The sequence below is a fragment of the Thioclava pacifica DSM 10166 genome, assembly GCF_000714535.1.
GTDB lineage: Bacteria > Pseudomonadota > Alphaproteobacteria > Rhodobacterales > Rhodobacteraceae > Thioclava > Thioclava pacifica.
Genome location: NZ_AUND01000006.1, coordinates 21,358 through 41,153 on the forward strand (window position 1 = coordinate 21,358; position 19,796 = coordinate 41,153).

The window sequence follows — 19,796 nt, forward strand, 5'->3', positions numbered from 1 at the left end:
GTCTGCAATCACCATTGTTGCCTGGATCAGATGCGAGACATGGCGCGATAGCGAAATGCTTCGACGCCCGTGGCGGATTGCTGGCGAACCAGCGGGGCTTTTCACTCAAGTGGCCTGATGTCTCGAAGAACCTTCGAGCAGGTCAGATTGGCTTCATGCCCTGCGAGAGCCATTTGGCGAATGCTGCTTCGTCAACCTGGCCCGAGGCCAAATCCTCCATCATCCGAACGCCTTCGATCGGAGACGGTCTAAAGGAGAAGTTGTTGAGCCGGAGAAACGTGAGCGCCGTCACGAAAGCTGTGCGTTTGTTGCCGTCCACGAAAGCATGCGCCTTTGAAATGCCGAAGGCATAGGCCGCCGCAATCTCTTCGAGGTCCGCTCCGGCATATGCGGCGAGATTCATCGCGCGGGCGCAACCCATCTCCAAGAGTGCTCTGTCACGCAGCCCGGACGCGCCGCCATGGCGGGTGATCTGTCGATCGTGGATGGCAAGGACGGCTGCAAGCGGAACCCAGATCGGTTCCGTCATGCGAGCGCCTGCAGGAGATCACGGTTCTCATCCATGACGATCTCCGCCGCTGCCAGTGCAGCCGCCACAGCGGGATCATGTGGGGTGATCTTCAGGCTGCCATCATCGCCACGCAGGACGAAAAGCGTGTCGCCTTCTTTGGCGTCGAGGATCGTCAGCATTTCGGTCGTCAGCGTCATGACCGCGGAGTTGCCAACTTTTCGGACCTTCGTTTCGATCATTATAAGGCTCCTTGGATATATTGAAGTATATACGCGGCGCACCACGAGAGGCAAGCTCTTAAGTGCTCACCCGGAGAGTCTGGTTTGGCGCGATGCCTGTTTCGCGAAAGGCGGCCGCCATGACCTCGGCGCCGGGCATACTCTCTGTTTCCAGATCTCGCGGGGCACTGCTGCCGGAGAGCAGGATTCTGGCTTCTGGGCAACGATACGGCAGAGCGTATCCATGGGACCCTTTTCGGCGCTTACGCCCAGGTCCGCAATCCAGCCGTTCGAAAAACCTACCTACAGTCTGTCATATAGCTAGTTTTCCTGGCGCCGTTTTTCGCACCGGTCTCCTGTCCGTTTTTTCAGGTCACCCTCTTATCCTCGAGTGCAAGCCGGGAAGAGAAGAGGTGATCCATGAGCTATCAGTTTGTCCATATCGAATGCTATTCGGCGGCCCCGCGCAAGGTGAAGGGGGCGCCGGAACAGGTGAACACGGCCGCACAGGTCTTTGGCGAGGCGATGCGGGTGCCACGCTATTCGCGCCATGTCGCAGAGCCGAGAGCGCCGATCAAGCTTGACGGCACGACGACGCTCAAGAAGCTCGAGGCGCTCTGGGCCGAGAAGCTGGAGACGATCCGTGAGACCGTGAAAAGTGCGAAAGGCACGAGCTATCAGCGTCGGCTGCGTCGGGATGCGGCGACGCTTTATGCGGAAATCCATTCGCATCCGATGACCACCGCGGCCTTAAGGGGCGACCGGGAACGCCATAAACGAGAGGTTCTCAGCTGGGCGGAAAGGGTGCTCACGCATTTCGAAAAGCGTATGCCGCGGGGCGTTCCGCGTCGACGTGAGCGATCCTGCGCACCTCGTGTCGTTCTTCAAGCGCGCGGCCGGCGATGATGTGGAGCCAGATGAGATGGAACGCGTGCGCGTGTTCGTCGAAGAGATGTGCGAAATTGGGCGACCGCCCAGCCTCCGGCAGATCGGGCGCCTCGCGAAAACGCTGCGCGCTACCGGACGCGATCTGCTGATCTGATTGCTGCCATTCGCAGCGTCTCGCGGAGATGGGAAGAATGACGAAAACTCTGATCGTGGCGGATCTTCACTTGGATACGTGTCACCGAGTTTTCGCCGAAAGTCGGCAGTTTCTCATTGCGGGGCGGTGGCAGTCTCGGCGTCGGGAGGTCTCTCTTCCATTGCTTTGCCTCCGAGGTAGAAGACAGGTGGACCGAAAGGGGGCACCGACCAACCCGCCCCGACAGTGGCATCGCTCAGAACTTCGATGCAATATTCGTGCCGGGAATGCGCTAGCCGGCCTATGTGTTTTCCTATGCCAGCGGGCTCACGAGCGGGAGCTGCTGCGCCTTGTCGCAACGAGTGCGTCAGGCAATAGAGTGACCTCACGATCGAGAGGATGGGAAGCGGGCATTCGCTGGGTCCACGGCACATGTTTAGAGGTGTATAGAGAAGCCGCTCGCCCGCTTATGCGGAACCGCTCTTTCAAAGGTCTTGATTTCAGCGATCCCAAGGGGCGCGCGTTATGAAAGCTTCGCCGTCGGCGTGGTTAAAGGGAGGCTCATTCGGGCTTCGAAGCCAGATTTCTTTCCGGCAGGTGGTGAACTCAGAGTAAGAGAGCTTCCGATCCGCTCGGCGATGACTGCGACGATCGCAAGCCCCAATCCGCTGCCATCATTCTTGCTATCGGCTCGCTCGAACCGTGCCGTGAGACGCGCAAGGGTCTCTCGCGGCAGAACAGGCCCGGCATTAGTTACGGTGAAAATTCCATCCTCGGTCAGCCGCACCGATATGGGCTGGTCCGGTGCGCCGTGCTTGAGAGCATTTTCGACGAGATTTCGGCACACGATCCCGAAGGCGTCGGGGTCGAAATCCGAGTTGACGGGCGTCTGAGGGAGTTCAAGAACGATGCGTCCCGGGTCGAGGCCGCGTGCAAGATCTTCGACGACGATACGGGCTGTGACGCGCAGGTCCGAGGGTCGGTCCAACCGCAACGGTCCGCCTTCGGCCCGGGCGAGTTGCAGCAGGCGTTCGGCAAGTCGCGTGAGCCGCTTGAGCGTTGCCTCGATCTCCCCAGCGCGCGCCTTCGCCGCAAAATCGGTGGTCTCCGCACTCAAGCGCTGGGTCTGGGCAATTGCGCCCGCAAGCGGCGTGCGCAACTCATGCGCGGCGTTCGACGCGAAGTTGCGTTCGGCCTCGATCCCTTCGCGCAATCGGCCCAGCAGATTGTTGAGCGTCGTTGCGACCGGTGCGATCTCGGCTTGCAGACCCTCAGTCGGGATCGGTGTCAGATCGCGGGCATTGCGCGCTTCGAGATTGCTGCGGAAACGCCGCAAAGACCCCAGATTGGCGCGAACCGCCAGAACCACTGCCACGAATGCAAGCGGGATGACGATAAGCAGGGGCAGGCCGAGGCCAAGTGCGATCTCACGCGCGACCTGCGCCCGATGCGACAGGGGCTCCGCGACGGTGATGCGGATCGTGTCCTGAAGAGCTGCATCGCTGTAGAGCCGGTGCGTGGCTGTCTGGCTGAAACCGCGTTCCGCATAGTCGGGGAATATCGCCGGGTCAGCGGCATGAGACTGAAGTAGAATGCGTCCCTCTGCGTCACGCACGATATAGGTGAAGAATTCTTCATGATCGCGCAGGCTCGCAAGACGCTGCGTCGCGTTGTTGCCGTCCCGGTTCACGATATCCATGACTGCGAGCGGCAAGATCCTTTGCGCCGTTTCCTGGAGCGTAGAGTCGAAAACCTCGCTCATCTCCTTTCGCACGATAAACGCCGTGACCGTCGCGGCGGCGAGCCACATGAGCGTCAGGATGATCCCGAGCGAAAGCCCCAAACGGGCCTGAAGACTGCTGGGCAACCTCATGGTTTGCCCAGCCTGTAGCCGAGACCGCGCTCGGTCTCGATCACATGCGCTCCAAGCTTCTTGCGCAAGCGGCTCACGTGAACCTCGATCGTGTTGCTCTCTACCTCCGCATCGAAGGCATAGAGCTTCTCTTCGAGCTGGGCCTTCGAAAGCAGCTGGCCGGGACGGGAAAGGAAGGCTTCGAACAATGCCCATTCACGCGCCGTCAGTTGCACAGGTTTGCCGTCACGCCGGATGCTGCGGGCCGCAAGGTCGATCTCCAGCCCGGCGTGAGTGAGAATCGGGTTCGGGTTGCCGCTGTAGCGCCGCGCGACCGAACCGATGCGCGCCGAAAGCTCGGCAAGATCGAAGGGCTTCACGAGGTAGTCGTCGGCGCCCGCGTTCAGTCCCTCGATCCGATCCGAGACCTGATCAAGTGCAGTCATAATGATCACCGGGCTCACATCGCCCCGGCTGCGCAGTGATTTTAGAAACCCGATACCCCGCCCGTCAGGCAGCATCAGGTCCAGCAAGACAAGATCATAGCCGGTGCTGCGGATCGCTGCGCTCGCCTCGTCGAGCCGCGTGACCCAGTCCACCGAATGGCCATCGCTGGCGATCTGATCGCGCACGGCAGCGCCCAGAATAGTGTCGTCCTCGATCAGCAGGATGCGCATTTTCATTCCATCTCTTGTTCGATGCCCTGTCTTGATCCGCGAGGCTGACACCAAGCTGACGCGGCGCAGGATGCGGCTTCAGGTTCCCGTCAGATTGATTGCCCATGAAAGGCGACAAGCTGGCCGCGAACAGGAGTTTGGCCCATGAAGAAGACAGTGACAATTCTCGCCTTTCTCCTGGCGTTTCCTGCCGGAACGGCTCTGGCGGATGACGACTGTTTCGTCCCGATGGCGAATTGGCAGCCGCGTGATGCGGTGGCCGAGCTGGCCACGCAGAACGGCTGGACGGTGCGTCGTATCAAGATCGATGACGGCTGCTACGAAATCGACGGCAATGATGCACAGGGCCGCCGCGTCGAAGTGAAGGTTCATCCCTCGACGCTTCAGATTCTCGAAGTCGAATACGAGGACGATGAACGCAGTCGTTCCCGTGAAGATGGTGAAGGTGGCAAACATGACTGACGCAACATTTCACGACGAGACCCATCCCGGCGGAAGCGCCGGAGGCAAGCTGCGAGTCTGGGATCCGCTGGTGCGTATCTTCCACTGGGGCCTGGTCGCGGCCTTTGCGACGGCGTGGCTTACGGCTGACGAATTGCAGCCGGTGCACGAGATCGCCGGCTACACGGTCGCGGGGCTGATCGCTTTCCGGCTGATCTGGGGGATCGTGGGCGGGCGCTATGCCCGGTTCACTCAATTCCTCAGAGGGCCCGGGCCGACCCTGTCCTATCTTGGCGACATGCTGCGCGGGAAGGAGCGGCGCTATCTCGGTCATAACCCCGCCGGGGCCCTGATGATCGTGGCCCTGCTGATCTCGCTATCGGGCACCGCCTTCACCGGCTGGCTCATGGCGGAACCTGCGCGTCTGGCAATGCTTCCGGAGCTGCCGCAGATCGCGACCCCGGCTTTCGCGGACGAGGATGGCGAATACGGAGAATACGGCGAAAGCGGAGAAGGTGCGGAAGGCGGAGGGAATGAGGCCCTCGAGGAGCTGCACGAGGTTCTCGCCAATCTGGTCCTGCTGCTCGTCGCCTTGCATGTCGCCGGGGTGGTTCTGGCCTCCTTCCGGCATCGCGAAAACCTCGCCCGGGCGATGCTGACCGGCGACAAGCGTGCACCCGATCCCGGCGATATCGCCTGATCGTTCCTGATCGCGACCCCAAGGCCGTTTCGTCCTGCGGCCTCACTGGCCCCGCCCTCACAAGGTGGGGCCTTTTTTCCTGACGCGAAGCTGAAGCGGAAAGTGCCGGGCCGTCAGGAACCGCTCAGGTCGGCATCCAAGATTGTCGGTAGCAGATGAAAAAGGAGACCCTGCCATGCGTAAGACCCTGACCGCAATTTCCCTCATCGCCCTGCTTCCCGCGGGCGTGGCGCTCGCCGATGACGACTATGAAAAAACCGCGCGCGGACAATCGCAGTCCCGCGACGCCGTGATGCAGCTCGCGCGCGAGAACGGCTGGACTGTCCGCGAAATCGAGATGGAGGACGGCCGATACGAGATCGAGGGTCGCGACCGCGAGGGGCGCAAGATCGAAGCGAAGCTCGATCCGGTGACGCTGCGCGTCCTCAAGATGGAGCATGACGTCGAAGAGGATGACGACGATTACGGCGCGTCCACGCGCAACCCCGCCCCGGCGGGCACGGTCGCCCCGCCCCAGAACGGCCTCTTCGGCAACGGCGCCCCGCCGAAGGTCCAGGTGAACTGAGGCCCTCGCGACGCAACGCCTGAAAAAGGAATCCCCAGATGAAGTCCCTTCTCGCAACACTGGCGCTTAGCACGGCGCTGACCCTTCCCGGCCTCGCTTCTGCGCGGCCGGTCACGCTGACGACGACGCTCAGCAATTACGGTGGCGACGGCGCCTATCTCGCGCTCTATGTCACCGACGCTTCGGGCGCCTATGCGGGCAGCCTCTGGATGGCGGGCGGCAAGTCGAAATATTACGAACATCTGAGTGACTGGTATCGCGCGACTGGCGGCGATCCGGCGCAGATCAACGGCATCACCGGCGCGAGCGTCGGTGCGGGCCGCACGCTCGAGATCACTCTCGATCTGGCGGATGCCCTGTTTGACGCGGGCTACACGCTTCATATCGACGCTGCCGTCGAGGACATGCGCGACAGTCCCAACGAGGTTGCCATCCCGCTCACGACCGATGGCGTGGGCAAGCCGGTTGCCGGGCGTCGCTACGTTGCCAGCTTTGCCTACGACATGTGAGGTGACAGGGCCATGATCCGCGCGTTTCATCGCTGGCCGGGGCTGATCGCCCTGGCTCTTGTCACGGTGCTTGCGCTCAGCGGCGCGGTGCTCGCAGTCTTTCCGGTCACGGAGCGGATCGCGGCACCGCAGGCCGAGGCGGGACTGAGCGTCGCAACGCTCGCCGAGCGCGTTCAAGTGGTCTATCCGGGGCTAGAGCAGATCCGGCGCGCGCCTTCGGGGCGGATCACGGCCTATTGGTTCGATTTGGGACAACCCGGCGCGGCGGTAATCGACCCCACGACCGGACAGGGCGTCGCTTCGGCCGATCCCGATCCGCTTCAGCGCTGGCTGACCAATCTTCACCGCGCCCTCTTTCTCGGAGATACGGGCCGCGTGATCAGCGCGCTCGGAGCGGTGGCGATGCTGGTGCTTTCGGTGTCCGGAGCGTTTCTCGTCGCGCGGCGTACAGGTGGCTGGCGTAACTGGTTCGCCCGTCTGCGCGGGCCCCTTCCCGGCCGCGTGCATGTCGAGATCGCGCGGGTCGCCGTGGTCGGCCTGATACTGTCCTCGGCCACGGCTCTGTGGATGACTGCCTCCACGTTCGAGCTGATCCCCGATGGCAGCCCCTCGCTTGCCATCCCCTCGGAGGTGAGCGGCGAGACCGGCGCACCGCTCGCCGAGCTTGCCTTGCTCGGGACCACGCCCGTATCGGAGCTGCGGAGCCTGAGTTTTCCCTACCCCGGTGATGCTACGGACGTATTCACGCTGAAGACCGATCGGGGCACAGGCTATCTCGATCAGGGCAACGGCGCGGTGCTCGCCTGGGCCGATCTCGGCCCGTGGCAGCGCATTTCCGAAACGATCTACACCCTTCATACTGGTCAGGGTGCCGCGCTGCTGGGCGCGGTGCTGGGGATCATGGCGCTTGGCGTGCCCGCGATGGGCGCCACGGGTGTCCTGATCTGGCTGGCGGGGCGGCGCGGACGTCCGCGCATTCGTGCCAACCAGCCGCCCGGACGCGCCGACACCATCATCCTTGTCGGCAGCGAAGGCGGCAGCACCTGGGGCTTTGCCGCGACGCTGCATCGGGCGCTCGGTGCCGCGGGGCAGACGGCCCATATCGCGCCGATGTCGTCCTTCGCGCCCGAGCGCTATACGCGGGCCGAGCGGATCATCTTGCTCGCGGCCACCTATGGTGACGGCGCGGCACCCGGCTCGGCAAAGGGTTTTCTGGAGACACTTCAGGCCCATCGCGGCGCGCATGACATTCCGGTCGCGGTGCTCGGCTTCGGGGACCGGACCTTCCCGGCTTTTTGTGCCTATGCCCGGGCCGTCGCCGATACCGCAGAAGCGGCGGGATGGCCGGTTCTGCTGCCTTATGACACGATCGACCGGCAGTCGCCGCAGGCCTTTGCGCGCTGGGGGCAGGCTTTGGGGGCGGCGCTCGGGATCGAGCTCGATCTGTGCCACCAGACCGTCCTCCCTTCCACCACCGACCTCACGCTTGTGTCGCGCCGCGATTTCGGGGCGGAAGTGCAGGCTCCGACCTCGATCCTGCGCTTTGCCCTGCCTCGCCCGACGCTGTGGCAAAAGCTGACGGGCACGGGCTTTGCACGGTTCAGCGCGGGCGATCTGGTCGCGATCCTGCCCGACGGGGCGCAGGCGCCGCGCCTTTATTCGCTCGCCTCTTCGCGGCGCGACGGGTTCGCGGAGATCGTGGTGAAGAAACATCCCGGCGGATTGTGTTCGGGCCAGCTGACCGCGCTTGAGCCTGGTGAGAGCGTGCGCGCCTTCGTCCGGCGCAACCCCGCCTTCCGACCGGACCGCTCGCGCGCCCCCCTGATCCTGATCGGCGCGGGCACGGGGATCGGGCCGCTGGCGGGGTTCGTGCGCGAAAACGCGAAACGCCGTCCGATCCACCTGTTCTTCGGCATGCGCGATCCGGACAGCGATTTTCTCTATGCGCAGGAAATCAGCGACTGGAAGAACGAAGGACGCCTGTCGCGTCTCGTCACCTCGGTCTCGCGCGCCCAGCGACCGCGCTACGTGCAAGACGCAATGCGCGCCGATGCGCCCGAACTTGTGCGACTGGTCCAAAGCGGAGCGCGGATCATGGTCTGCGGCGGGCGGGACATGGCTGCGGGCGTCTCCGAGGCTCTGCGCGACATCCTCGCAGCGAGCGGGTTGAGCCCGGCAAAACTGAAAGCGGAGGGGCGCTATGTCGAAGACATCTTCTGATCTTGTGCGCCACGCCCTGCACGGCCCCACAATGGGCACACGCTGGACGGCCCTGTTCTTCGCCTCGCCCGAGCGCGACCCTGCGCCGATCCGCGAAGCACTTCAGGCAGCGGTCGAGGAAGTCGATGCCCAGATGTCCACGTGGAAACCCGACAGCGATCTGATGCGGCTCAACGCGGCGGCGTTGGATAAATGGGTGGCGGTGCCCGAGCGGCTCGCCGAAGTGCTCCGGCTCGGGCTCGAAATCGGGAAAGCCTCGGGCGGTGCATTCGATATCGGTCTTGGGGATGCGGTGAACGCGTGGGGCTTCGGCCCGGAGGAGGCAGCACCCGACAGGATTCGCGCCGCAATGAGTGCGAAACGCCAACCCGCATTTGAACTGCTTGAACTCGACGATGGCAGGGCTCGCAAGCGCGGCCCCCTGGTGCTGGATCTGAACGGGATCGCGAAGGGCTATGGAGTCGACCGTCTCGCTCAGACACTCGCCGAGCAGGGGATCGAAGCCGGTCTCGTCGGGATCGACGGTGAGATGCGCGCCAGCGGTCTGAGGCCCGATGGCACGCCCTGGACGATTGCGATCGAGAGCCCGGATCCGCTGCGCCGCACGCCGCATTCGATCCTCGCGCTCGAGAATGCCTCGGTCGCGACCTCCGGCGATTACCGGCACTGGATCGACCTCGGCACCCGAAGGCTTTCGCATACGATGGATCTTTCGCGCGGTGCTCCTGTGGTGACATCGCCCGCATCGGTGACGGTGGTTGCGCGCAGTTGTGCCGAGGCCGACGGATGGGCGACGGCACTCATGGTGCGCGGCCCGGAGGCAGGGGGAGAGCTTGCACGGAAGATCCGGCTCGATGCACTTTTCTTGATGCGTGAGAACTGCGGCCAGGTGACGAGCTTCGGCACGGGCGCCCTGTTTTGACCTGTTCCCCTCGGTGGGCTCTGTTGCGCCATTCGGCTGTTCGGCGAGGTTCCCCTATCCCCGGACAGACTTATCCCACGACCTCAGTGACAGATATGCCAAGGTCGGTGTAGCCATTCAGGACGGCTATGCGGATCTGGAGTTCAGCGACCTGACGGTCGAAGTCCCGCGCCATGAGGCGCTGCCCCAGCAGATTTAAACAATACATCTTAGTTTCGCGCGCGCCCCGGGCGTGTTCGGCTTTTATGGTTTTGCGTTCTTGCGGGGAGGGATGACGGCGGCAGCGCCTCGATCCTCTATGGCATCATGGCACTTGTGGGTCTGTTCATGCGGCCCAGCTACCACACTGGATTCACGAGATGAATTCCACCAGGGGTTTGCGCAACAGAGCCCCGCTGAAAGACTGGACCGCGCAGGCCGAATTCGAACTGACGGAGTGTGGGATCACGCTTTGCGAGCTGAGCCGCGACCGGGACCGCGTCGTCTGGCCCCACGCAACGGCCGGTTTCGGCAAGGTCAAAAAGAAGATCCGGCGAATTCTCGATCAGCTTGGGCTCGACTGAGGCGGATCGGGGTCCTCACCCTCGGCATAGGGGCGCACCATTTCGATCAAGGGCATTTGGGCGCGCATCCGCACACTCAGGAGCGCGGTGCCGCTGATCTTGCGCTGCACGAACAGGGTTTGCGCGGGTGGCAGATGCCAGTTCGCCCGATCCGCCATGATCGGGGCCGCTCGGTCGCGCAGAGCCTCGACGAAGCTGCGGTCGGAGAAGTCGAACAGCGCCCCCTCGGGCCGGCTTTGCGCGACATGGGCGAGCAAAATTTCGATCATCTCGTCGAAGGTGGCACCGTGCCGGGTGAGCTGTGCCTCGGACACGAAACCGATCTCGAGAAGAGCCGCGCGCAGCTTTGCCGGATCTTCGTCGAGCCCCGCGCGCAGCAGGCGCCGATAGGAGGCCGCTGTCTCGGGCGCGATCGCGCGGGCGGCGCCGAAATCCAGCAGCACGATCCGGCCCTGATCTTTCTGCCAGCGGAAATTGCCAAAGTTCGGATCGGTCTGCATGTAGCCGAATTCGAAAAGCTCGCGCAGGACCAGCGACAGAAGCGCAGAGGCCACCTCGTCGCGCGTGGCCTGATCGGCTTCGGCCACGGTCTCGATCGGCGCGCCCGCAACGAAATCCATCGGCAGGATCGTGGGGCGCAGCAGATCGTCGAGCGGCTCGGGGATCACGAAACGCGCATCCTCGGCCATGAGCGCACGGTAGCGGCGCATCTGCTCGGCCTCGCGCAGGTAATCGGCCTCTTCGTGCAGCTGGCGCTTCGCCTCGGCCAGCAGCGGCCGGATATCGAGCCCGACCGGCAGCAGCCCCGAATAGCGCAGCAGTGCCGCGACATTGTCGATATCGGCGTCGATGCTGTTGGCCACACCCGGATATTGCACTTTCACCGCCAGCTCGCGCCCCGAAGGCAGCACCGCGCGATGCACCTGGCCTATCGAGGCCGCCGCGATCGGGCGCGTCTCGAAACGCGCAAATTGCTTGCGCCAGTCCGGACCCCATTGCTCTGCCAGAACCCGGTCAAGCTGCCTGGGAGGCATCACATTCGCGGCTTCGCGCAGGCGGGCGAGGATCTCGGTCAGCTCGGGCGGCAGCACGTCGCCCGCATCGAGCGAAATCATCTGCCCGAGTTTCATCGCCGCCCCGCGCAGCCGCGCGAGCTGATCGGTTACGCGGCGCGCGTTTGCGGGTGTCAGGATCAGCTCCGAGAGCTGCGGTCGCTCGCCCTTGGCCAGTTTGCGCGCCCCTTCGCCAAGCGCCCCCGCCGCGATCCCGCCCGCCATCTGACCGAAAGCCGCGAGCCGCGTGAGGCGCGTCTTGGGAACCCGGCGCGAGCGGTCGGTCATCGGGGGCTCAGCGTATCGGGCCCGGGCAGGCCGGACGGGGTGGGGTGCAGGCGCATCGCGCGGGATCTCCTGAGATCGGGGCAGTCTTTGTCTATACGCTCGCGGTCCGAAACGGGCTCACTTGCGGGGCGGTGCCGCTTCACGCAGATCGCCGATCCGCTGTTCAATCGCCTCCAGCCGCAGCAGAACCTCGTCGCGATAGGCATCGGTGCGCGTGGTCTCCTCCTCGGAATGGGCGTCCTGCATCGAGTTCACGATCAGGCCTACCAGAAGGTTCACTACAGCGAAGGTCGTGATCATGATGAAGGGCACGAAGAAGGCCCAGGCCCAGGGATGGGTTTCCATCACCGGGCGCACGATCCCCATCGACCAGCTTTCCAGCGTCATGATCTGGAACAGCGAATAGGCCGATTGCCCGAGCGAGCCGAACCACTCCGGGAAGCTCGTGCCGAAGAGCTTCGTCGCCATGACGCTCGCGATGTAGAAGATGATGCCCATCAGCAGGAACACGCTGCCCATGCCGGGCAGTGCATTGATCAGCCCCTCGACCACCCGGCGCAGACGCGGCGCGACCGAGATGATGCGCAGCAGTCGCAACACGCGCAGCGCCCGCAGCACGCTGAAGACCTGTGCGCCCGGCACGAGCGACACGCCGACGATGGTGAAATCGAAGAGGTTCCAGCCCGAACGGAAGAAGCCCAGCCGCTGCACGAACAGCTTCAGCCCGATCTCGATCACGAAGACCGAAAGGCAGGCCATGTCGAGCAGCCGGATCATGCCACCCGCCGCCGCCATCGCGCTGTCAGAGGTCTCCAATCCCAGGAGCAGCGCGTTGAACAGGATCACCGCCGTAATCGTGTTTCTGAAAGCCGATGTATCGAGCCATTTCGCGATCCGGTCGCGCAAAGCCATGCCGTCCCTCCATCTTTTGTCGAAGGGATATGGTTGGCCGGGCACGTGCCTGCAACCGCGCTTGCGCGCTCTTTGTGCCTATGTTTCGGGGGTGAGCACCTTGGCGAAATCTGTGCGCACGACATTTCGGATCACTTCTGCGAAGAGCGGCGGAATGCGCGAACTGCGCCGGCTCACGAGCCCGATCGAGCGCATCACCCGGCCGCGGCGGAAGGGCACGAGCGCGACATCCCCCTCGGGCTGCTCCACTTCGGAATGGGAATAGAGCGCAGGCAGAAGCGTGACGCCCATATTCATCGCCACCATCTGGCGCAACGCATCGAGGCTGCTGCCCTCGTAGTCCTGGCGAAGCGTCGCTCCGATCTCGCGGGCCAGTTCGAGAAGCTGAGCATGGAGCGAGAAGCCGTTTGACAGAACGAGCAGCGTCTGCCCCGCAAGATCGCCATCCTCGATATTGGCGCGTTGCGCCAGGGGATGATCGCGGGCCACGGCGAGCTGGAGCGGCTCGCGAAAAAGCCGAGTGACGCTCAGGTCCGAAGACAGCACCGGGAGCTGTGTCAGGACCAGATCGAGCCGGCCGGCATGAAGATCTTCCAGCAAGGCGCGTGGCTGCCCGTCGCGGATGAACAGGCGAAGCTCGGGGTGATCCGCGTGGAGCCGCTGCACCACGCTCGGGAGCAGATAGGGCCCGAAAGTTGACGAGGCGCCGAGCCGGTAGGTCCCGGCAAGCCCCTCGCGGGTCTGCTCGGCCAGTTCTGCCAGAGAAGCGACCTCTTCGAGAATGCCGTCCACCCGCGCACGCATCTCGCGCCCAGCCGCCGTCAGAACTGCCCCGCCACGACCGCGCTCGACCAGCGTCGCGCCGAGAACCGCCTCGAGATTGGCGATCTGCTGGCTCAGCGAGGGCTGGCTGACGCCCACGCGTTCGGCGGCTTTGCGAAAATTCCCGGCCTCGGCAAGCGCCTGGAAATATTCCAGCTGGCGAAGGGTGGGAAGGGCAGAGCGTTCCATAGGTTTTTCCGATCATATTTTCAGGAAGGTTAGGATTGAGCCTGCGCTTACGCAATCCCAGATCGAGATTGTCGAGGGGGACTTCCAGGGAGCCCGAGAACAGAAACGGCATAGCTTGATCCCCCGCCGTTTCCTCGGGACGGTCTCCCCTCGGCACGAACGAAACTCAGTGCAGAAAATTCTGTGCAAAAGGAGGCCAAATAGATGAGCTTTTCGGACCGGACCCATGCCGCGATCGCTGCCCGCATCGCAGCCTTGCAGCTGCGTCATCGCGACCTCGATGACCGTGTGGCGCAGGAGCAGAAACGCGCCTGGCGCGACATGACCGTCCTGCAGCGGCTCAAGCGCCGCCGTTTGCGCCTCAAGGATGAGTTGAGCCGTTACGAGGGCATGATGCGAATGCTCGCACGTCGTCGGGCGGCCGGCTGACAGGCCCGTGTTTTCACGTATCCACGCCGCCCTTCCGGGCGCCACATTTTCTGCCAGGAGAATCCAAATGCCCCAGTCTCTGCCCGATCCGCTCATGGCCGGCCGATTTCTGCAAAGCGCCGGTATCTCTGAACTGGAAGAAGCGCTGAGCTGTCGCGACGAGACACGGCGGCGCGTCAGGAAGCCTGCGAAGAATGTCGACTGGTTCGAGCTTTTCGATGCCCCGGAGACGACGCGTCCGTGCCTGACCTCTCATCGCTGACGAGCAGACGAGGAAACTGCAGGAAGCGGCAGCCCGTGCCGAACAGGATTCGTTAAAATGGACGTGCCCCCAGGGCTGCTCGAGGGCACGTCTTTGGCCTAAGAGGCCGATCTCACCGAAAATTTGCTTTCTGGCACGAGAGGGAGTGTTCGACGAACAACATGCGATGTCGCGATCCGAGCAACCTCAAAATCGACCCACGTCATTGGTCGAGCTTCCACGGGTTCCTCGCCGCCATCACGTTGCCCGCAGTGCGGTTGTTCCGACTTGAAACTCCTTCGGGCGGACGCGTAGCCTGACCGCGAAGACACAACCTCCCGGAGGCCCCATGCGCTGGCTCTTTCGCGCTCTTGCTCTCATCGTCCTGATCGCCCTGAGCCTCGGGGGGGCGCTCCTCCTGATCCCCTCGAAGAAGATCGCCCAGATCGCCGAGGCGCGGTTCGAAGCCGCGACCGGGCGCAAGATGACGCTGAGCGGGTCTGTCCATGCAACGATCTGGCCGCAGCTCGGCGTGCGCACGGGGCCGGTCGAGATCGCGAATGCGGATTGGTCCAAGGACGGGCCGATGCTCTCGGCCAAGGGGCTTCAGATCGGTGTCGATCCGGGCGCGCTGATCGGCGGCGAAATCCGCGTCTCGAAGGTCGACGTGTTGTCACCGAACATCCTGCTCGAGCGGCGCAAGGACGGGACCGGGAACTGGGACTTCACGCCACCGGCCGCGGCCGGCAGCGCCGCGCCCGCGAGCCAAGGCGAGGGCGGCGGGGTGACGGCTTTCAGCCTCGACAAGGGGGAGGTCAGCGACGGATCGGTGACCTGGATCGATCATGCAAGCGGCCAGCGCCTTGCGCTTACCGGCATCGACGCGAGCCTCGCGCTTCCGTCCTTCGCCGGTCCGGCGAGCCTGGCCCTGACGGGGCAGGTCAGCGGCAAGGCTTTGAAGGCGAAGGGCACGCTTGGAGCCTTCGCCTCCTTCCTCGCGGGCGATCCGGTGCCCACCGATCTCGCGTTGACCCTCGACGCGTCATCGATCGACTTCAAGGGCACGTTCGGGACCGCGCCCTTGGCCGCGAAAGGTGCGCTTTCGGCAAACGTCAAGGATCCGGCCGCGCTGGCTGCGATCTTCGGACAGGCCGCGCCCGATCTGCCGAAAGGGCTGGGGCGTGACACGATCACCGCGACGGGCGACGTGACCTTGGGCGCGGATGGCGCGGTGCAGCTGCGCGGGGGCAAACTTACGCTCGACGGCAATGCGCTGAGTGTGGCCGGGGATCTCTCCTTCCCGAAAGGCAAGCCGCGGATCGACGCCCAGATCGACGCAGGCGCGCTCGATCTTTCGGCGCTGACAGGGTCGGGCGAGACTGGCTCGGGCGGGTCGAACGGCTCCAAGTCCGGTGGCTGGTCGAGTGCGACCATCGACGCAACGGGTCTGCAGGCGGTGGACGGCGCGATCGCGCTTGATGCGAGCTCGATCGATCTCGGCACCGTCAAGCTTGGTCCGACCAAAACGCAGATCACGATCGACAACGGCCGCTTGGTGGCGGATCTGCGTCAGGTCTCGGCCTATGGTGGCAGCGTCACCGGGCAAGTTGTGGCCAATGCGCGCAGCGGGTTCTCGGCAGCCGCGGATCTGAGCGCAAAGGGACTCTCGATGCAGCCGCTTCTGAGCGATCTGGCCGATTACACGCGCCTCGATGCAAAAGCGGATCTGGCGGTGAAGCTTCTGGCCTCGGGCAACAGCCAAGCCGCGCTCGCGCGCTCGCTCTCGGGCTCGGGCACGGTCGCCCTTGGCAAGGGGGCGCTGCAGGGGCTTGATCTGGTGGGGATGCTGCGCACGCTCGATATGAACTATGTGGGGGAGGGGGCGAAAACGATCTTCGACCAGATCACCGCGAGTTTCACCATCGCCAACGGGGTGCTGTCGAATGACGACCTCGCATTCAAGGCGCCGCTGCTGAGTGCCGCAGGCAAGGGCCGGGTGGATATCGGCGCGCAGACCCTCGATTACACGGTCACGCCGACCGCGCTCAGCAAGGCCGACGGAACCGGTGGGGTGAAGGTGCCGCTCACGATCAAGGGGCCCTGGTCCAAGCCGAAATTCGGCCTCGATGTGGGCGCGATCTCAGGCGACAAGGTCGATGCGGCGAAGAAGGATCTCAAGGAGAAGGCGGATGCCGAGATCGCCAAGAAGCTCGGGATCACGCCGGAGGAAGGTCAAAGCACCGAGGATGCGGCAAAGCAGAAGCTCAAGGAGGAGGCCACGAAAGGTCTGCTGAAGCTTTTCAAATAGGGGGGACCAGCCCCGCCCAAGTGGTCCTGTTTGCGTGCAGGTGCCTGTTTGTCCCTGGGGCCTCGAGGTGTGGCTTTCAGCCGCCCCTCTCCGCAATCTGTCCTTTGCCTTGGGGTCGAGCACTTCGGAAAGAACGGCTCGAGGCGCGCCATCTGTTCGGCAGCCAGCCAGAAAAGATGGCTCCATTGTGCCCTCTCAGAGTTGGAGAGCATGGACCACGCCGCCGATGCTGGCGCAAGACGATTGATGGAGCCTGAGCCTAGATGCGTTGGTGAAGGAAAACGACATTCTCCGTCGACGTATTCTCGAAGCCATCGGGCAGCCACATGTCATGGTCACGATTGGCCAGAAGCGGGGCGATCCGCTCCAGCGCTTCGGCCAGCACTCCACCGGCTTCATCCAGTTGGTTGTCTTCGAAATAGGTTACCACATCCGCCAGGAGGCCGATGACCCATTGGTGATCCTCGGCGCTTTCGACGCCGAGCGGCTGCCCGGACGCACGATTGGACAGCCGGAGAATCTGAGCAATTTCCATCAGACACCCTCCTCGTAGACCTGCTGTTCGAAAACATCGTGGCGAATGCCGGAGAACGCTCGGAGGCTTTCGATACGCTCCTCGGAGCAATCCATCAGCGCCGCCAGCGCGGTCACCTTGCCCATAGGATGCGGCGAGCCGAGATAGCCGTAAGGCGCATTCCCGGAGCGTTGCATGACCCGGTTCATCACGGGGTCGATCACTGCGACTGCGTCGGTGATGCCTGCGTGCATCCCGTATTCGAATGCCCCGATCATCACCTCGCTGGTGACATAGGAAATCGAATTGCGGGTCGGGCCGCGGCCCAGGAGATTGGTATCGACACAGAAACGCGTTGCTTCCCACACGTGAGGGCTGCGGATCGGCGGCTCCCCATCGAGCAGGCAGGAGAACACATCCGACAGCATATGCGGACCGGTTGTCTGCAAGAGCCGCATGCAGCCGACGACCTGACCCTTGTCGTCAAGACTGATGACATGCGCAGGGTCGAGGTCGTCGAACTCGTCGCGTTCCATGCCGTTTGAGACTTTCACGTCCCAACCGAGGCGATCACTGAAGACCCTGGCCCTCAAGCGGTGCATCTCGGCCAGAATGTCGGAATATTCGTGAGAGTTGAGCGAGTCGACTATGACGATCATTTTCGTGTCCACCGTATGAATGCTTACTCAACTATAGGTATTAACCATACGATGCAGGAATAAGGGGAATCCCGTATACTGTGACGGAAGTGCCTTTATGACATCGGGTTGAGGGCCTCGAGCGGGATCCCTTGGGCAAACACGTGGCGCAACCACACGATGAAAACCTTCGGCGAGCCGCTCCCGAACGAGGGTCTGGGATGGGTCGTATTGCTGGCCGCAGCGTCCTGAGCGGGGCGGGCGGGATGCACACCGGAAGTTTGGCCGGCGCGCTCAGCCTGGAAAGATCAAACCCATGCCGATGGCGCGACCGACAGCCTGACTCGTCGTTACCGCACCTAGCTTCGTTCTCGCCGATCTCAGATGGATCTCGACCGTGCGATGGGAGATCGAGAGAATGTCGCCGATGTCTTGCTGTAACTTCCCGACTGCGGTCCATTGAAGGATTTCAATCTCGCGCGCCGAAAGCGTTGGGAAACCCATGGCTCTGACGAGGCTCGTGCTGCGCATGACCGAGTCGTGAAGATGCACGGCAGCGGTCTGCAGGTTCCCGATTATGTGCTTCTTCAGCTTCTCCCACTCCTCGATCGAGCAGTTGCGCGTCACTGACAGGAGACCTCGATCTCCGTAGGGTCCACGGATGGGAACGGTCAAACCCTGAGCGCTTACCCCGAAATCTGCGGCCGCCCGAAAAACGGAATGAAATTTGCGATCTCGCTCGAAGCGTTGCCAGTCGACAGGGGCAATGCTTCGGCTCGCGACATGAAGCGTGGGATCGACGCGGTGAAGATTTCGCGAAATGTAATGCTGTTTCCAGTCGTCGGAGTAGTTGGCGTATCCCACCACGTCCCCCGTGACAGGGTTTACCGAAGCGTAGGATCCGTAATCGAGCTCGAGCGCATCGCACATCGTGGCGATGTAGGACATGTAATCCGCGGAGGTCGGGCTCTGCGCGCCGAGGTCAATGATATCCATTACAGCCCTCTATTTCCTGCCCGTAACGAGTGACGGATGGCCGCGCACACCGCTCTCACACGGTTGCGTATACATGAGGTTCTGAAAGGATGTTATAACAGGCCTCGGCTCGCGGCAATGTGAGCCGCTTCCCGGACCGATCGCGCGTCGAGCCGGTCGGCTCCATTTCGCAGGCGCAACTTCACGGCGCCTTGAGAGATATCGAGCTCATGGGCGATCTCCTTGTAGAGAAATCCCTTGGCATAGAGGCGAAGGGCTTCGAGCTGGGGCTCGGTCAGGCACCTGCCGCTGTCTTCATGCAGGTTTTTCAAAATCGCCTCGAACTCGGCCAGTTCGGACGCGTTGAAGTCCCGCTCTCGCCGGGCGAAGATCCCGACCGAACGTTTCGGGTTTTCGCGCGATCCCAATACGGACACGACGCAGCTGTGGCCCAGCCCGAAGCGCGCGTAATCGTTGAGAACCTGTGATTTGAGCGCCAATGCGATATCGCGCCAATGGGCATGGCCCGCGTTGTCACGCGCCCATTGCAGGAGGGGGTCGGACAGCGCGCCTCCCACGCGGGTGTAGTGATCAATCCATTCTGGGGAGAAGTGGTTCATCTCCAATTCCGGAGAATAGAAGCCTACGCGAATGGCCACATAGAAACCTGCCGGTGCAAGTTCGGAAAACAATGTTTTGCATTCACTGGGTTTCATCCATCACAGCTCTTTTATTCCGAATTTGCAAATCGTAGTCTCTGTGAGACGAGCACTGGAAACGCCATACGCATTCATGAAACTTCACCGAGGTGATCCGGAGGCGACGTTTGGACAGACTGCACACAATACAAGACTGCTTGCAACGTTTGACGCAAGTGACTGACTGGACCTTTGCCCTTGGGTTGCACATTCGCTTCGCGAATCCAACCCTTCGCTACGTCACCTACCCGCGCGAGTGGGTGGACTTTTACACGGAAAAAGAGCTCGTTTTCGTAGACCCCGCAGTGCGTTGGGCGATTGCGAACCAGGGCGTTTGCGATTGGGCTGATCTTTCGGACAATGACGAGAGCGATGTCTTTGGCGCCGCTGCGCGCTTCGGGCTTCGCTTCGGTAAAGTGGTCGCGATCGGGGAATTGGACCGGTCGCTCGGTTTCTTTTCTCATGCGTCGCGCCCGATCACAGATGAGGAGATCGCGCAGGGCCAGACTGTCTGACGTCAGCGCCAATGGG

23 protein-coding genes and 1 pseudogene are annotated in these 19,796 nt (G+C 63.0%); 12 read left to right on the forward strand and 12 right to left on the reverse strand.

Annotated features, from left to right (window positions below):
* Positions 1 to 142: 142 nt before the first annotated feature.
* Together TP2_RS05110 and TP2_RS05115 are read right to left on the reverse strand one after the other, a co-directional pair.
* Positions 143 to 529 carry a type II toxin-antitoxin system death-on-curing family toxin gene (locus TP2_RS05110; protein ID WP_038074394.1) on the reverse strand — a complete coding sequence of 129 codons (387 nt, stop codon included), beginning with the start codon at positions 527 to 529 and terminating at the stop codon, positions 143 to 145.
* The gene (locus TP2_RS05115) at positions 526 to 750 is read right to left on the reverse strand and encodes an AbrB/MazE/SpoVT family DNA-binding domain-containing protein (protein WP_038074397.1); all 225 of its coding nucleotides are present in this window, start codon (positions 748 to 750) and stop codon (positions 526 to 528) included. Before TP2_RS05115 ends, TP2_RS05110 begins: the two co-directional genes overlap by 4 nt.
* A gap of 399 nt (positions 751 to 1,149) precedes the next feature.
* Here TP2_RS05115 and TP2_RS05120 point away from each other — a divergent pair, with 399 nt between their 5' ends.
* Positions 1,150 to 1,635 carry a hypothetical protein gene (locus TP2_RS05120; RefSeq protein ID WP_038074400.1) on the forward strand — a complete coding sequence of 162 codons (486 nt, stop codon included), beginning with the start codon at positions 1,150 to 1,152 and terminating at the stop codon, positions 1,633 to 1,635.
* A gap of 638 nt (positions 1,636 to 2,273) precedes the next feature.
* Here the strand turns inward: TP2_RS05120 and TP2_RS05125 are convergent.
* Complete coding sequence (locus TP2_RS05125) at positions 2,274 to 3,623, reverse strand: ATP-binding protein (protein WP_038074403.1); 1,350 nt, start codon at positions 3,621 to 3,623, stop codon at positions 2,274 to 2,276.
* Positions 3,620 to 4,279, reverse strand: coding sequence for a response regulator transcription factor (locus TP2_RS05130; RefSeq protein ID WP_038074460.1), 660 nt, complete (start codon positions 4,277 to 4,279; stop codon positions 3,620 to 3,622). The genes TP2_RS05125 and TP2_RS05130 overlap by 4 nt, the downstream gene beginning before the upstream one ends.
* A 144-nt stretch (positions 4,280 to 4,423) precedes the next feature.
* On the opposite strand from TP2_RS05130, the gene TP2_RS05135 reads away from it, so the two are divergent.
* The 6 genes from TP2_RS05135 to TP2_RS05160 all read left to right on the forward strand — a co-directional run bounded on the left by TP2_RS05135 (position 4,424) and on the right by TP2_RS05160 (position 9,636).
* Positions 4,424 to 4,741: a PepSY domain-containing protein gene (locus TP2_RS05135; RefSeq protein ID WP_038074406.1), complete on the forward strand. Its 318-nt coding sequence runs from the start codon at positions 4,424 to 4,426 to the stop codon at positions 4,739 to 4,741.
* Positions 4,734 to 5,420 (forward strand): cytochrome b/b6 domain-containing protein, encoded by a 687-nt coding sequence (locus TP2_RS05140; RefSeq protein WP_051692203.1) that lies wholly within the window; start codon positions 4,734 to 4,736, stop codon positions 5,418 to 5,420. The genes TP2_RS05135 and TP2_RS05140 overlap by 8 nt, the downstream gene beginning before the upstream one ends.
* A 175-nt stretch (positions 5,421 to 5,595) precedes the next feature.
* On the forward strand, positions 5,596 to 5,985 hold the full coding sequence (locus tag TP2_RS05145; RefSeq protein ID WP_038074411.1) for a PepSY domain-containing protein: 390 nt from the start codon (positions 5,596 to 5,598) through the stop codon (positions 5,983 to 5,985).
* Positions 5,986 to 6,023: 38 nt separating this feature from the next.
* On the forward strand, positions 6,024 to 6,494 hold the full coding sequence (locus tag TP2_RS05150) for a DUF2271 domain-containing protein (protein WP_038074414.1): 471 nt from the start codon (positions 6,024 to 6,026) through the stop codon (positions 6,492 to 6,494).
* A 12-nt stretch (positions 6,495 to 6,506) separates the two neighbouring features.
* Positions 6,507 to 8,714, forward strand: a complete 2,208-nt coding sequence (locus tag TP2_RS05155; protein WP_038074418.1) for a PepSY domain-containing protein — start codon at positions 6,507 to 6,509, stop codon at positions 8,712 to 8,714.
* Positions 8,695 to 9,636: an FAD:protein FMN transferase gene (locus TP2_RS05160; RefSeq protein ID WP_038074420.1), complete on the forward strand. Its 942-nt coding sequence runs from the start codon at positions 8,695 to 8,697 to the stop codon at positions 9,634 to 9,636. Before TP2_RS05155 ends, TP2_RS05160 begins: the two co-directional genes overlap by 20 nt.
* A 70-nt stretch (positions 9,637 to 9,706) precedes the next feature.
* On the opposite strand, the pseudogene TP2_RS18240 reads toward TP2_RS05160, so the two are convergent.
* Positions 9,707 to 9,984 (reverse strand): annotated as a pseudogene (locus tag TP2_RS18240) (IS5/IS1182 family transposase); the annotation flags it as partial.
* 11 nt (positions 9,985 to 9,995) lie between these two features.
* Here TP2_RS18240 and TP2_RS05170 point away from each other — a divergent pair.
* Positions 9,996 to 10,199 (forward strand): hypothetical protein, encoded by a 204-nt coding sequence (locus tag TP2_RS05170; protein ID WP_157617042.1) that lies wholly within the window; start codon positions 9,996 to 9,998, stop codon positions 10,197 to 10,199.
* Here the strand turns inward: TP2_RS05170 and TP2_RS05175 are convergent.
* From TP2_RS05175 to TP2_RS05185, 3 genes are all read right to left on the reverse strand, one after another.
* Entirely contained in the window at positions 10,181 to 11,539 is a 1,359-nt protein-coding gene (locus TP2_RS05175) for an ABC1 kinase family protein (protein WP_051692201.1), read from the reverse strand. The genes TP2_RS05170 and TP2_RS05175 overlap by 19 nt on opposite strands.
* Before the next feature lie 117 nt (positions 11,540 to 11,656).
* The gene (locus tag TP2_RS05180; protein ID WP_157617043.1) at positions 11,657 to 12,451 is read right to left on the reverse strand and encodes an ion transporter; all 795 of its coding nucleotides are present in this window, start codon (positions 12,449 to 12,451) and stop codon (positions 11,657 to 11,659) included.
* Positions 12,452 to 12,529: 78 nt separating this feature from the next.
* Complete coding sequence (locus TP2_RS05185; RefSeq protein WP_038074427.1) at positions 12,530 to 13,462, reverse strand: hydrogen peroxide-inducible genes activator; 933 nt, start codon at positions 13,460 to 13,462, stop codon at positions 12,530 to 12,532.
* 204 nt (positions 13,463 to 13,666) lie between these two features.
* On the opposite strand from TP2_RS05185, the gene TP2_RS05190 reads away from it, so the two are divergent.
* The 3 genes from TP2_RS05190 (at position 13,667) to TP2_RS05200 (ending at position 16,440) form a co-directional block, all read left to right on the forward strand.
* Positions 13,667 to 13,891 carry a DUF465 domain-containing protein gene (locus TP2_RS05190; protein WP_038074429.1) on the forward strand — a complete coding sequence of 75 codons (225 nt, stop codon included), beginning with the start codon at positions 13,667 to 13,669 and terminating at the stop codon, positions 13,889 to 13,891.
* A 67-nt stretch (positions 13,892 to 13,958) separates the two neighbouring features.
* Positions 13,959 to 14,153: a hypothetical protein gene (locus tag TP2_RS05195; protein ID WP_038074431.1), complete on the forward strand. Its 195-nt coding sequence runs from the start codon at positions 13,959 to 13,961 to the stop codon at positions 14,151 to 14,153.
* A 328-nt stretch (positions 14,154 to 14,481) separates the two neighbouring features.
* Positions 14,482 to 16,440 (forward strand): AsmA family protein, encoded by a 1,959-nt coding sequence (locus TP2_RS05200; protein ID WP_038074434.1) that lies wholly within the window; start codon positions 14,482 to 14,484, stop codon positions 16,438 to 16,440.
* Positions 16,441 to 16,699: 259 nt separating this feature from the next.
* Here the strand turns inward: TP2_RS05200 and TP2_RS05205 are convergent, their stop codons facing one another.
* From TP2_RS05205 to TP2_RS05220, 4 genes are all read right to left on the reverse strand, one after another.
* Positions 16,700 to 16,975 carry a hypothetical protein gene (locus TP2_RS05205; RefSeq protein ID WP_038074437.1) on the reverse strand — a complete coding sequence of 92 codons (276 nt, stop codon included), beginning with the start codon at positions 16,973 to 16,975 and terminating at the stop codon, positions 16,700 to 16,702.
* Entirely contained in the window at positions 16,975 to 17,613 is a 639-nt protein-coding gene (locus tag TP2_RS05210) for an acyl-homoserine-lactone synthase (protein ID WP_038074440.1), read from the reverse strand. The genes TP2_RS05205 and TP2_RS05210 overlap by 1 nt, the downstream gene beginning before the upstream one ends.
* Positions 17,614 to 17,886: 273 nt before the next feature.
* On the reverse strand, positions 17,887 to 18,588 hold the full coding sequence (locus tag TP2_RS05215) for a LuxR family transcriptional regulator (protein ID WP_038074443.1): 702 nt from the start codon (positions 18,586 to 18,588) through the stop codon (positions 17,887 to 17,889).
* Between the two features lie 92 nt (positions 18,589 to 18,680).
* Positions 18,681 to 19,283, reverse strand: coding sequence for a helix-turn-helix transcriptional regulator (locus TP2_RS05220; protein WP_038074446.1), 603 nt, complete (start codon positions 19,281 to 19,283; stop codon positions 18,681 to 18,683).
* Positions 19,284 to 19,423: 140 nt separating this feature from the next.
* Here TP2_RS05220 and TP2_RS05225 point away from each other — a divergent pair, with 140 nt between their 5' ends.
* Positions 19,424 to 19,780, forward strand: a complete 357-nt coding sequence (locus tag TP2_RS05225; protein ID WP_169739505.1) for an autoinducer binding domain-containing protein — start codon at positions 19,424 to 19,426, stop codon at positions 19,778 to 19,780.
* Positions 19,781 to 19,796: the final 16 nt, after the last annotated feature.